9 protein-coding genes are annotated in these 13,056 nt (G+C 31.5%); 5 read left to right on the top strand and 4 right to left on the bottom strand.

The window, feature by feature from the left end:
• Positions 1 to 238: 238 nt before the first annotated feature.
• From CHLWT_RS05625 to CHLWT_RS05615, 3 genes are all read left to right on the top strand, one after another.
• Positions 239 to 1,846, top strand: a complete 1,608-nt coding sequence (locus CHLWT_RS05625) for a multicopper oxidase family protein (RefSeq protein ID WP_112000560.1) — start codon at positions 239 to 241, stop codon at positions 1,844 to 1,846.
• Positions 1,847 to 2,032: 186 nt separating this feature from the next.
• Positions 2,033 to 2,173, top strand: coding sequence for a hypothetical protein (locus CHLWT_RS05620; protein WP_170253227.1), 141 nt, complete (start codon positions 2,033 to 2,035; stop codon positions 2,171 to 2,173).
• 212 nt (positions 2,174 to 2,385) lie between these two features.
• Complete coding sequence (locus CHLWT_RS05615) at positions 2,386 to 2,727, top strand: hypothetical protein (RefSeq protein ID WP_111948387.1); 342 nt, start codon at positions 2,386 to 2,388, stop codon at positions 2,725 to 2,727.
• A 374-nt stretch (positions 2,728 to 3,101) separates the two neighbouring features.
• Here the strand turns inward: CHLWT_RS05615 and CHLWT_RS05610 are convergent, their stop codons facing one another.
• The 4 genes from CHLWT_RS05610 to murJ are packed head-to-tail and all read right to left on the bottom strand — an operon-like array spanning position 3,102 to position 7,927.
• Positions 3,102 to 3,398, bottom strand: coding sequence for a RusA family crossover junction endodeoxyribonuclease (locus CHLWT_RS05610; RefSeq protein ID WP_112000561.1), 297 nt, complete (start codon positions 3,396 to 3,398; stop codon positions 3,102 to 3,104).
• Between the two features lie 53 nt (positions 3,399 to 3,451).
• Positions 3,452 to 5,167, bottom strand: coding sequence for an ABC transporter ATP-binding protein (locus tag CHLWT_RS05605; RefSeq protein ID WP_112000569.1), 1,716 nt, complete (start codon positions 5,165 to 5,167; stop codon positions 3,452 to 3,454).
• Positions 5,164 to 6,543: a cysteine--tRNA ligase gene (cysS, locus tag CHLWT_RS05600; protein ID WP_112000562.1), complete on the bottom strand. Its 1,380-nt coding sequence runs from the start codon at positions 6,541 to 6,543 to the stop codon at positions 5,164 to 5,166. Before cysS ends, CHLWT_RS05605 begins: the two co-directional genes overlap by 4 nt.
• Positions 6,530 to 7,927: a murein biosynthesis integral membrane protein MurJ gene (murJ, locus tag CHLWT_RS05595; RefSeq protein WP_112000563.1), complete on the bottom strand. Its 1,398-nt coding sequence runs from the start codon at positions 7,925 to 7,927 to the stop codon at positions 6,530 to 6,532. The genes cysS and murJ overlap by 14 nt, the downstream gene beginning before the upstream one ends.
• Before the next feature lie 349 nt (positions 7,928 to 8,276).
• On the opposite strand from murJ, the gene CHLWT_RS05590 reads away from it, so the two are divergent.
• The gene (locus CHLWT_RS05590; protein ID WP_112000564.1) at positions 8,277 to 11,165 is read left to right on the top strand and encodes a restriction endonuclease; all 2,889 of its coding nucleotides are present in this window, start codon (positions 8,277 to 8,279) and stop codon (positions 11,163 to 11,165) included.
• Complete coding sequence (locus tag CHLWT_RS05585; protein WP_112000565.1) at positions 11,155 to 13,014, top strand: site-specific DNA-methyltransferase; 1,860 nt, start codon at positions 11,155 to 11,157, stop codon at positions 13,012 to 13,014. Before CHLWT_RS05590 ends, CHLWT_RS05585 begins: the two co-directional genes overlap by 11 nt.
• Positions 13,015 to 13,056 lie beyond the last annotated feature (42 nt).

The raw sequence follows: 13,056 nt of genomic DNA, 5'->3' as shown, positions 1-13,056 counted from the left end.
TTTAAGCTGAGCTTATGAGTAAATTTAGTAAGTAGTAAAGTATAACGCTTTATAGGCAATCTTAGAATTGTTTATATATGATTTTTGTTAGCTTATGCGAATTTTAATTTATATAATCAGCCTTTAATTGTTCTATTTGTAATGTTTCTAATAGCAAAAATTTAAAAATAATTTATATAATATTCATTTATAATAATCATAATACAACTTGCAATTAAAAATCAAAAAAGGATCTTAAATGAATAGAAGAAATTTCTTAAAATTAAATGTCTTAAGTTTAGCAAGTATGGGCGCGGCTTATGCAAATTCTCATATGGGGCATAACATGGATATGATGGATCATAACATGATGGGGCATGATATGATGGGACATGATATGATGGATCATGATATGGATAATGCTAAAATGCCAATGAATAGAGAAATTGATACCTCTTTTATCCAATTTGCTAAAAAAGATTTAAAACTTTTAGATCAAAAATATTTTCCTAAAGGAGAAGCTCTAAAAGCTCTGCCTCTACTCAAAAATGAAAGCAAGGAAAAAAATGTTTTTCGCGCGACAATAGAGGTAAAAGAGAGTCAAATCGAAGTGATTAAGGGCAAAAAAACAAAATTTTATACCTATAATGGCTTAATACCAGCTCCAAAAATAGAGGTTTACGAAGGGGATAAAGTTGAAATTTTAGTTAAAAATACACTCAAAGAGCCAACAACCATACATTGGCACGGACTTCTTGTACCGCCTAATCAAGATGGAAATCCACACGATGCTATTTTAGCAGGCCAAGAGAGGATTTATCATTTTATAATACCACAAAACAGTGCTGGTACTTACTGGTATCATCCTCATCCGCATTTTATCTCTTCAAAACAAGTTTTTATGGGCTTAGCTGGATGTTTTGTAGTCAAAGCTAAAAAAGACGCTCTTAGTCATCTTAAAGAAAAAGATCTTATGATTACTGATTTGCGTCTTGATGAAAACGCTCAAATTCCACATAATACCTTAATTGATTGGCTTAATGGTAGAGAAGGTGAGTTTGTGCTTATTAATGGACAATATCAACCTAAAATCAAACTCGCAAGCAATGAACGCATACGCATTTATAATACAAGTGCGGCTAGATACTTAAATTTACGCATACAAGGAGCTAAGTTTATACTTGTTGGAACAGATGGAGGGCTTATAGAAAAACCGATTTTTAAAGATGAAATTTTCTTAACTCCTGCTTCACGCGTAGAAGTTTTAATAGATGCACCAAAAGATGGAGAATTCAAGCTTGAAAGTGGCTATTACGATAGAGATAAAATGATGGTAAAAGAAGAGCCAAATACTCTTTTCTTAGCTGATATTTCTTTTAAAAAAGAAAAATTACAACTACCAAAAACATTAAGAACCTTTAAGCCTTTAGAAGAACCAAAAGATTTTAAAGAAGTCATAATGAGCGAAGCTAGTATGCAACATAGTATGATGATGGGAGCAAATACAGAAGAATTAAAAATTATGCTTGCTTCTATGTTTTTAATCAATGGGAAAAGCTTTGATTTAAATGCTGTTGATTTACATTCTAAAGTAGGAGTGACAGAAGAGTGGATAGTGGTTAATAAATCGCATATGGATCATCCTTTTCATATACATGGCACACAATTTGAGCTTATCTCATCAAAATTAAATGGTGAGGTTAAAAAAGCAGAATTTAGAGCCCTAAGAGATACTATTAATGTGCGTCCTAATGAGGAATTAAGACTAAGAATGAAGCAAGATTTTATAGGTCATAGAATGTATCATTGTCATGTTTTAGAACATGAAGATTTAGGTATGATGGGAAATTTAGAAGTGAAGGAGTAAAATTTTAAATTTACTTAGGAAAATCAAAATATAGATATTATCTTATAATATATTTTATTCTAAATCTATTTATGCCATGGGTGATTTTAGCCATCTGTGGCATATTTTAGTTATAATTTAAATAAATTTAATGATATTTTAGGCTGCGTATAGATATAATCAAAATTATAAATTTAAGGTGTTAAAATGGCATATCAAGAGAAAAAATGGCAAAATTTTTATGAAAATGCCTGGGCTATAAGGGCTGAGTTTATGAGTAAATTTATAAGCGGGGGGGGGTATAACGCTCTTCAAGTGATTGGCGAATTAGAAAAAAAGAGCGTTTAAATCAACTTAAAGCCGATGAAAAAGGTGTGTTAAATTGGTGTAAAACTGATTTTCCTAGTGAGAAATTTAACTTTGCTGATATTGTGCAAATAACCTCTTTAAATGGTATAAATATTCTTGTTCCATTTTATACTGATAATTGTTGATTTTATTATTGATGCTTTGTCGAGTATGATAATGTAATCGAGCTTGGATGTGGATATGGTAGAAATTTGTTTAAGATATTTTATAATGGTGGTGGGGTGAATTTGAGATATTTTGGTGGCGAATTTACTAGTAGCGGTGTGGAGATGGCAAAAAAATTAGTTAGTATCGCTCCATTTGTAAGGTGTATTCACGCTGAGCCATTTGGGTTTCAAGTAAAAGATTTAGGAGAAGTAAGCAAGGAGCATCGCAATTTTTTTATCAAAAATGGCTGGAATTTAAATTTCGCTTCAACACTTAAAAAAGCTAATCAAAATGGTGATATAATCATCGAAGATGCTATGCTAGAGTATAGCTGTGGGACTGATCCATTTAACCCAACTTCAATTGCTGTGTACAGATCGGTTTAAATTTTATTTATGGCTATTTTTTGGCGTTTTTAGAGGCATTAGACCCGAAAGCTATTTGGAAATTTGCTAAATAATCTCTATTTGATAAAGTGTTAATTAAGCTTTCTTGAATGGATTTTATGGTGTTTGATCTCTCTTTGGCTGATAGATTTTGTGCTATTTGTGGATATAGTATTAATTTTTGTCCTTTTAAGCTAAATTTAACTATATTTATCTTGTTTTTTTAACTATTTAGGGCTGATATTATATCTTGGGTGAGATTGTCGTTATTTTGATTTACTAGCTTAGGTTGGGAGATTTTTAGGATTGATTCTATTTTGGGATTTGAGCTGTTAGCATATCTTAATTTGAATTTATATATCGCAATAGCGGTTTTATGATGGTTTTAAATACCATTTTTTTGATAAATTTAGATATAAATTTGCTTTTTTAGTGATTGTGAGTTGATTATTTGCGCAGTGTTCTTTGGATATTGTGAGTTTAATAATGCTTTTATCATCATTATAGCAGATGCCTTTTAGTGCGTCTAGGATGTATTTGATGATATTATCTATATCTGCTGGGTTGCTTTGTTTCCATAGTATATCTACGATCAAATCACCATCCATGATAAAAGCATCTTGCTGATTTGCTACTTCTGCTATTTTGATATGCTGTTTTAGCGTTATCATTTTTATTGTTGATACTAGCTGGTTTGTCTTTATATACTATTATCTGTTTCATTTTAGTGGATTGTTGATTTAAGATTTTTATAGATTTCACACTCTTTTTCTAACACTTCATCATTGCCAAATCCAACTATCTTTCCATTGTCTAAAACGGCTATTTTATCGGCATTTTTTATCGTGCTTAGGCGGTGAGCTATAACAAATATTATTTTATCTTTACTTAAATCTTCTATGGCTTTAGTGATCTCTTTTTCGCTTTCGTTATCAAGTGCGCTTGTGGCTTCATCAAATATGAGAATTTGTGGATTTTTATATAAAGCTCTTGCGATCGCTATCCTTTGGCGTTGTCCGCCACTTAAATTTGCTCCAAACTCATCAAGTACTGTATAAATTCCTTCACTAAGATTTCTTACAAAATTATAAGCATTTGCTAGTTTTAAAGCTTTTATGACTTTTTGTTCGTCGAATTCGCCACCATAAGCTACATTTGCTGCGATAGTGTCATTAAATATATAAACTCTTTGAGTGACTAGACCTATATGATCTCTTAGATCTTTTAAGCCAAACTCGCAGATGTCGTTTTCGTTTATAAGAATACTTCCGCTATTTGCGTCGTAAAATCTCATAAGTAAATTTATAAAAGACGTTTTTCCACCGCCACTTCCTCCGACTATGGCTATCATCTGTCCTTTGCTTGCCTTTAGGCTTATACCATTTAAGACTTTAATCTCTTCGTAGGCAAAATGCACGTCTTGCACGGTTAGAGAATTTACTACTTGAGGGAATTTAGTACTTCCGCCGACTATGCTAGGAGTAAGGTCAAGAAGCTCAAAAGTTCTCTCACTAGCAGCTACTGCGTCTTGCATTTTGTTATAAAGACTAGAAATCCTTTTTATAGGAGTGTAGAGCATAAAAAGCGCAGTCAAAAACGAGAAGAAACTTCCTACGCTAAGACCGCCATCTATGACTTGTTTTCCGCCTATGATGATAACTGTTGCTATGCCTATAGAACCCAAAGTTTCCATCATAGGACTTACTAGTTCGTTTATTTTTACGCTTTTTAAATTTAGTTTGAAGAAGTTTTCGTTGTGTTTGTCAAATCTATCTAATTCTCTATTTTCGGCATTATTTGCTTTTATGATCTCTATGTTTGAGAAAATTTCACTTAAAACAGAACTGATATCGCTTGTTTGTTCTTGAGACATTCTTGAGATCTTCTTCATTTTTTTTGCTAAGAGTGAAAGTGGATACACTGCTGCTGGGAAGATAACTAAGGCAAAAAGCGCTAAAAGCGGACTTTGGTATATGACGACAGCCAAAAGTCCTATGATAGTTATAAGCTCACGAGCGAGTTCTGGTATGATATTAGAAACTATGCTTCTTATGCGTTCTATATCGTTTGTATTTCTACTGATAAGCTCACCTGTTCTAAATTTGTTAAAAAAGCTCATATCTAAAAATAGTAGATTATCTAGCAATTTATGTCTAAACTTTTTTACCATATCCTGTCCGATGTAAGCCGTAAAGTATGCTTGCAAGTATGTCCCAAGGCTTTTTACAAAGTATATCGCTATGATAGCATAAGGCAGAAGATAAAGCAGGTCTTCGTTTTTTTCTACAAATATTTTATCAAGTACCGGTTTTACTAGATATGCTGAAACTGCAGTTCCCACGCTTGCCATTATCATACCTAGCAAGACAAAACCAAACTGCGAAATATAATCTTTAAAATATGGCGAAAATCTTTTGAAAATATCTATAACGCCCCTCATATTTTCTCCCACACAACGCCATTAGCGGTATCCATGATAGATACGTTTAAATTTGAAAGTTCAGCTCTGATTGCATCTGCTAAAGCAAAGTTTTTATCTTTTTTAGCTCTGTTTCTTTGCTCGATTAAGCTTAAAATTTGTTCTTTTTCCTTATCATCTACTCCCCATTGAAACCACTGGGACTCATCAGCATAGCCTATTCCTAAAAGCTCTTTTATAAACTCTAAATTTGCAGCAGTAACTGCCTTAAAAGCTTTGTTTTTTGGCTCATTGTCTAGAGTTTGATTTGCTAAGTTTATCATCTCGTCGATGATACCAAGACTTGCTGAGATATTTAGATCATCTCCCATAAACTTAAGCAGATCGTTTTTAAGCTTATCATCTACGTTTGAAGTAGGTATTTTGCCAAGTCTCTTTTTTAGGCGGTAAATTTTATCAAGACGTTTTTTGCTTGATTTTAGATCTTCTATATTGTAGTTAAAATTTGCTCTATAATGACTGCTCATAAGATAAAATCTAAGAGCTTCACCAGGAACTAGCTCAAGAGCGTCTTTTATAAAAAATGAGTTTCCTAGGCTTTTACTCATCTTTTCATTATCTACTTGCACAAAACCATTATGCATCCAGTATTTTGCAAGATTTTTATGTTTTGCACATCTACACTGTGCGGCTTCATTTTCGTGATGTGGAAAAAGCAGATCTGCGCCTCCTGCGTGGATATCTATCTCAAATTCGTCGTTTCCTACAAAATGTTTTTGTATCATTGCTACACATTCGCTGTGCCAACCAGGTCGTCCTTTTCCAAAAGGGCTTTCATACCATTTTTCATCAAATTTCCAAAGAACAAAATCTTTAGGATCTCTTTTTTCATCACTACTTTCTACTCTAGCTACTAAATTCTCATCTTTTCTACCACTTAGGCTTAGATAATTTTCATCTTTACTAGTATCAAAGTAAATTCCATCATCAAGTCTATACGCAGATCCATTTTTTACGAGTTCGCTTATATAAAGTATGATATCATCTAAGCTAGTAGTCGCTTTTGGAGTAATGCTAGGTTCTAAAACGTTTAAAGCAGACATATCGGCTTTATATCTGTTTATATAGTGGCTTGTTATATCTTCTAGGCTCTTACCAGATTCACTCATTTTTTTAAGAATTTTATCGTCTATGTCGGTGAAGTTTTTTACAAATTTTACCTTATATCCAAGAGCTTTTAAAGTGCGGCGAAGTAGATCAAAGCTTATGCTGCTTTTTGCGTGACCTAAGTGAGCATCATCATACACAGTAGGTCCGCATACGTAGATATTTGCTTCATTTTCTCTTATAGGTTTAAATTCAACTTTTTGTTTTAAAACGCTATCATAAATTTGCATAAATAATTTCCTTAATAAAGGTGATTAAACCAGCAAAAATAACCCCGCTTAAAATAGTTATTGCCGTTTTTTTGCTTAGGATTATATCTAAAAACTCTCTAAAACCAAAAATAAAAATAGCATAGCCAAATAGATACGCCCCTGATATCGATCCAGCAAGAGCTAGTCCCACAGCTCCAAAAGGCTTAAATAAAATAAGGCTTAAGATTGTATTTATAACTAGCGAATATACTGAAATTTTTGCTGCTATGCGTTGTTTCATATTTGCATAAAGCCAAAGCGAAAATAGTTTGTAAAGCCCATATGGAAGCAGTCCTAGCATATACATCTGTAAAACTTTTGCCGCTTCAAGAGTATTTTGCTTATCAAACTCGCCACGCTCAAATATCAGCCATATAATCTCATTTGCTAAAATTACACCGCCTATAGTAGAGAAAAGTAGTAGGAAAAATAGGACGTGAAAGCTTTTGTCCAGTAAAAATTTCGCGTTTTGTATATTTTGTGCTTTGATCTGTTTTGAAATTTTTGGAAATATTGCAGTGCTTAAAGCGATAGCAAAAAGTGCGAGTGGTAGCTGAAAAATTCGGTTTGCATAGTAAAGATAGCTGATACTTCCAGCTACTAAAAAACTAGCTATAAATGTAGAGATAAAATCACTTAGTTGGTTTGCGCTACTTCCTACAACGCCTTGAGAAAAATTTATCCAAAATCCTTTGCTAGAAGCTCTTTTTCCTTTGATAAATTTATACAAGCCAAGCGTTAAAAGCTTCATCAAATTTAGTCTTTTAAGAGCGATTAAGTGAGCTAAAACTTGAAGTATTCCACCAGCTACAACGCCCCAGCTAAGGTAATAAACGGCGATATTTGGTGGTAGCCTATAGGCTAGAAGTAGCGCCACTATCATCGCTAAATTTAGTAGAGCAGTACTAAAAGCAGTCGTGCTAAAATGATTTTTGTACTGCAAAACAGAAGCGAAAGTAGTTACGCTAAATATACAGATGAGATACCAAAAGTTTATTCGCACCAATGGAACGGCTAGTTCTATAGTTTTATCATCAAATCCAAAAGCTAAAAGTTTTGTAACAAATGGTGCGAAAATCATCACGCCAAGACTTAAAATAAGCATAAAAGAGATAAATTTTAAAAGCACTTCAGCTAGAAAAAGCCCTTTATGGCTAATTTTTACGAAATTTGGTAAAAAGCTTTGAGTAAAAGCTCCCTCTCCAAAAAGTCGTCTAAATAAATTTGGTAGTTTAAACGCCACAAAAAATATATCGCTCCACACGCTTGCCCCAAGAGCAAAAGCAGTCAGCAAGTCGCGAACAAGCCCTAAAACACGAGAAACCAAGATCCCAAAACTATTTGTAAAAAAGTGTTTTAACATAAACTCCGCCAAAAAATTATTGTTATTTAAATAACAGATGAAAACTTTGTTTATTATATCTTTGGTTTGCTAAATTCGGTATTTAAATTTACTATAAATTAAGGTCAAATTTATAAAAATGATAAATTTTTTACTTAAATTTAAAAATGTTTTGAATATTTTTCTAAAATAAATTTTGTTTGTCAGTATAATTAAAGCAAAATACCAAAATTTCGCATTATTAAAATAGTTCTAAATTTAGCTATTTTAGCAAATTCATAGTCAAATAAATATCTATTTTCAATTAAAACACAAGAAAAATATTATAAAATAATAAGCTTGTATTTTATTATATTTTTAAGGTTTTAAGATGATTTTTGAGCGACAAGATTTTCAGCAAGAGTGTATAAATAATATTATAGGCATTCTTCAAGATTTTAATTTTAAAGAACAAGATAACCTTAAAGAGTGTCTAAAAAAATTTTATAAAAATTATCCATTACCTTATAAAACTACTAGTGATAAACTAAATTTAGATATCCTTATGGAGACTGGTACTGGTAAGACATTTACATATTTAAATTTGATATTTGAATTAAATAAAACCTATAAACAAAATAAATTTATTATTTTCGTCCCTAGAAAGGCGATCTTAGAATCAGTAAAACAAAATATCAAGCTTACTCAAGATTACTTTTATAATATCTATAAAAAACATCTTAAAACCTACATTTACAGCGATACAAAAAGTATATCTTCTATCGTAAATCACTATATAAAAAACGAAGATGAGCTTTCAGTTTTGATCCTTACAAATAGTGCTATAGATAAAAAGGATAATATTTTAAATCGTAGAAGCGAAAATTTATTTAATGATGGAAGTATATTTGAAAATATTATAAATTTAAAGCCTATTTCTATTATCGATGAGCCTCATCTTTTAAAGGGCGATAAATTTAATGCGAATTTTTCTAGATTAAATACGCTTTATTTTAGATTTGGTGCAACCTTTCCAAGCGAAGATGGATTTAAGCTATCAAACGTGGCTTATATCCTTGATAGCGTATCAGCGTTTAAAAACTATCTTGTAAAACAGATAAAAGTAAGTCAAATAACTAGCATAGATGATGATCTTGTTTTATTAGAAGCAAACACCAAAGCTAAAAAAGCTATATTTTCTTATTTTGTTTCAGGAATAGACAAAAAAATTACTTTACATTACGGCAATGATTTGGGATTAATTGATTCTAAATTTCGTGGCATAACTCTCCAAAAAGTTACCAAAAACAGAGCTCATTTAAGCGATGGCAATGTAATAGAAACCAAATCATCTTATAGATTAAACCAAGATGAGATAGCAAATTTGCTAAAAGTATCTATAGATTTACATTTTGAAAAAGAAGAGCTTTTATTTACTAAAAATATCAAAGCTTTAAGCCTATTTTTTATCCCAAACATAGATGATTTTAGAGGCGAAAAACCTTTTATCAAAACCAAATTTGAAGAGCTTTATAAAGCAAAAAGAGAAGAGATTTTAAAGCAAAATATAAGCGATGAGTATAGAGCTTATCTTATGCGTGATTTTGATGATGAGGGCAATTTATGCGTTCATCAAGGCTATTTTAGCGGTGATGCTAAGCCAAGTAAAGGCGAAAAAAACACAGACAAAGAGAGCCAAGAAGCAAGAGATATAAGACTTATCTTAGAAGAAAAAGAAAAGCTCATTAGCTTTGATACGCCTTTGCGTTTTATATTTAGCGTTTGGGCACTGCAAGAAGGCTGGGACAATCCAAATATTTTTACACTCACAAAACTTGCAAGTAGCTCAAGCGATATCAGTCGCCACCAACAAGTCGGGCGTGGGCTAAGACTTTGTGTAAATACAAGTGGCAAGAGAGTTACGCACAACTTTATGAATTACAATGATAGCTTGTTTTACGATATTAACTCACTTGATATGGTAGTAAGCGGAAGTGAGCGAAGCTATATAGAAGGCTTACAAAATGAGATAATAAATTCTAGTTTTAGCTTTAATGGTAGCGTTTTGTATAAAAATATTCTTAATGTATTTGAGTTAAATTCAAATCAAATAATGAGATTTTTTATCCATTTAGAAGATAATAATATTTTAGAATTTGATGAAGAAAACGACAGCTACAATATCATTTCACCGATTTATGAATATATGAAAGAAAATCAAAGCTTAAAAGAGCTTTTAAAAGATAAATTTGATTCTATCTTAGAAGTTTTCAAAGACTCGCCAAACAAAACAAGTCAAATCATAAACAAAAATTTAAACCAAAAAATGATAAAAATAAAAACAAATTTAGCAAAAGAGTTTAAAGAGCTTTGGCAAACTATAAATAAAAAATCCAAAATCGTCTATAAAAATATAAAAAACGATGAGCTTATAAACGCCGTAGTAACTAAATTTAACAATCAAAAAATAGAGCCAAATTTCATCTACTTAGAGACTAAAAAATATGACACGCAAAAAAATAAAATCATCACCGAAAACACTCAAATAATAGATAAAATAACTCATAAAAATATAAAAATATTAGAGCTTTTAAAAGATTTTTGTACTGCGCAAAAATTACCGATAAATTTTTGCGTAGAAATTTATAATAAACTAGACAAAAATATCATTAAAAACAATCCCAAAAAAGCATTTGAGCTATTAAACAATATCATAAAAGATAGCCTGCACACTAGCCTTATATCTTCAGTCTCTTATGAATTTTGCCAAAACCAGTTTTCAAATTTAAGCATAGAAGATGCCTTATATGACAGCTTTGGTAAGCCTAAAAGTAGCATAGAAGCACACAAACTAGGCAGATACATTACAAAAGACAAAGTCCCAAGCGGTGCGTATTTGTATGAAACAGCCGTGTGGGACTCAAAATTAGAAGAAGAAGTTATCTTTGAAGATATCAAAAAAGTGGGAAACTCTGAAATTAGAGTTTTTGCTAAACTTCCTAAATTTAGCATTCCTACACCTTTTAAAGATTATGAGCCTGATTTTGCCTATTTGTTAAAAGACAAAAATGGCAAAAAGATATTTTTTATTTGTGAGACAAAAGGCTATGATACAAAAGAACAAATTCCACCAGATGAAGTAAAAAAGATAGATTACGCTAAGAAATTTTTTGAAAGTTTAGAGCGTGATTTAAACGATATTAAAGTTAGTTTTCAAACACGCATAAACAAACAAAAATTAATAGAAATTTTACAAGAGGTACTACAAAATGATAGATAAAAACCTAATCAAAGAAGCAAAGATAAAAGAGCCTGTAAAAAATGAGTTTTATGAACTCTTAAAAAGCAAATTTCCTCAAACTATAAATAGCGATGGAGCGGTAAATTTTGACACTATAAAGATGCTTTTAGATATCAAAGTAAAAGAAAATATCAAAGGCTATGAGCTAAACTGGACAGGCAAAGGTCTAGCAAATGCCCTTTATACCACGCCTTGCGATAAAGAACTTAAATTTAATAAAACCAAAAGCAAAAACACAAACTCAACCCAAAATATAATAATAAAAGGCGATAATCTTGACGCACTAAAACTACTTAAATCAGCATATTATGAAAAGATAAAAATGATCTACATAGACCCACCTTATAATACCAAAAATGATGATTTTATCTATCCTGATGATTTTAGAAAAGATTATAAGCAAATTTGTATAGAAATAGGACTTATCAAAATAGAAGTAGATGAATTTGGCAATAAAACAGAGGTGCCAAGTGAAGCTATGGATTTTTTCACTAGCATAACAAGCACCAAAAGCCATAGCGGTTGGCTTAGCTTTATGTTGCCACGCCTTAAATTAGCAAGAGACTTGCTAAAAGATGATGGGGTGATATTTATCAGCATTGATGATAACGAACAAGCGAATTTAAAGCTACTTTGTGATGAGATTTTTGGGGAAGAGAATTTTGTAGCTGATTTTATACGAAAAACAAAAAGCACCACAAACGATGCTAAAACTGGCATAAACTATCAACATGAATTTTTATATTGTTATGCTAAAAATAAAGAAAATGTAAATTTACTAGGCGGACAAAAAGATTTATCAAAATACAAAAATCCTGATAACGACCCAAATGGTGCGTGGGTAAGTAGCGACCCATCAGCAAAAAGCGGAACACCGCAAAATGGATATTTTGGAGTTACAAATCCATACACAGGCAAAGTGGATTATCCGCCAGAAGGAATGTTTTGGCGATTTTCTCAAAATACAATACAAAAGCACATTGATGAAGGGCGAATTTGCTTTAAAAAAGAGCATAAAGATGATGAACGTGGATTTATCTATAAACGCTATTTAAAAGATTTAAAGACCGATTTAACAACTTTTGATAGTTTGAAATTTGTAGATAATAAATTTATGAATCAAAGTGCCACAAAAGGCTTAAAAGAGTTAAATATGGTTGAAGCCTTTTCTTATCCAAAAAGCGTAGAATTTATACAAGAAATTATAAATCACGCCACAAATGATAATCACGACATCATCCTTGATTTCTTTGCAGGAAGCGGCACAACCGCTCACGCCGTAATGGCACAAAACGCACAAGATAATGGAAATCGCAAATTTATCCTAGTTCAGCTTGATGAAAAGATCGATGAGAAAAAGAGCAAAACCGCCTTTGACTTTTGTAAAAATGAGCTAGGAAGCAAGGAGCCTGTAATTAGCGATATTACGATTGAGAGAGTTAAAAGAGCAGGAAATAAACTTGAAAAACCAAATTTAGACACAGGATTTTGCGTCTATGATTTAACCGATAAAGATGCTCTTATACAAAAAAGCGATGGCACTCTAGATTTTTATCTAAACGAAGATTTAACCCCTTTGGATAAAGCCTTAAATTTAGCTCTTCAAAGTGGAAAAACGATTGATATAAAGTCTGAAGAAATTTGCAAAGATAAACTTTATAAATTTGATGATAGCTACTATATTGTAAGCTACGATAAAAATGTGTTAGAAAGCTTAGAAGCAACCACAGATAAGCCTGTTTATATAAGTGGATATAACGATATCAAATTAGATGATTTTTTAAATTTACAAAGCGTTTTAAAAGATAGATTAAATGTAGTGTATTAAAAAAGGAGATATTGTGGAAAATTTTTTTGAATTAACAACAAA

The sequence above is a fragment of the Campylobacter hyointestinalis subsp. lawsonii genome (assembly GCF_013372165.1).
In the GTDB taxonomy this organism is placed as follows: Bacteria; Campylobacterota; Campylobacteria; order Campylobacterales; family Campylobacteraceae; genus Campylobacter; species Campylobacter lawsonii.
This window is presented reverse-complemented; position numbering and strand designations above follow the sequence as displayed.

Bases quoted from the DNA above. Each gene is read 5' to 3' on its own strand.
- CHLWT_RS05625 (WP_112000560.1), top strand. From the start codon at position 239: ATGAATAGAAGAAATTTCTTAAAATTAAATGTCTTAAGTTTAGCAAGT.
- CHLWT_RS05620 (WP_170253227.1), top strand. From the start codon at position 2,033: ATGGCATATCAAGAGAAAAAATGGCAAAATTTTTATGAAAATGCCTGG.
- CHLWT_RS05610 (WP_112000561.1), bottom strand. From the start codon at position 3,398: ATGATAACGCTAAAACAGCATATCAAAATAGCAGAAGTAGCAAATCAG.
- CHLWT_RS05605 (WP_112000569.1), bottom strand. From the start codon at position 5,167: ATGAGGGGCGTTATAGATATTTTCAAAAGATTTTCGCCATATTTTAAA.
- cysS (WP_112000562.1), bottom strand. From the start codon at position 6,543: ATGCAAATTTATGATAGCGTTTTAAAACAAAAAGTTGAATTTAAACCT.
- murJ (WP_112000563.1), bottom strand. From the start codon at position 7,927: ATGTTAAAACACTTTTTTACAAATAGTTTTGGGATCTTGGTTTCTCGT.
- CHLWT_RS05590 (WP_112000564.1), top strand. From the start codon at position 8,277: ATGATTTTTGAGCGACAAGATTTTCAGCAAGAGTGTATAAATAATATT.
- CHLWT_RS05585 (WP_112000565.1), top strand. From the start codon at position 11,155: ATGATAGATAAAAACCTAATCAAAGAAGCAAAGATAAAAGAGCCTGTA.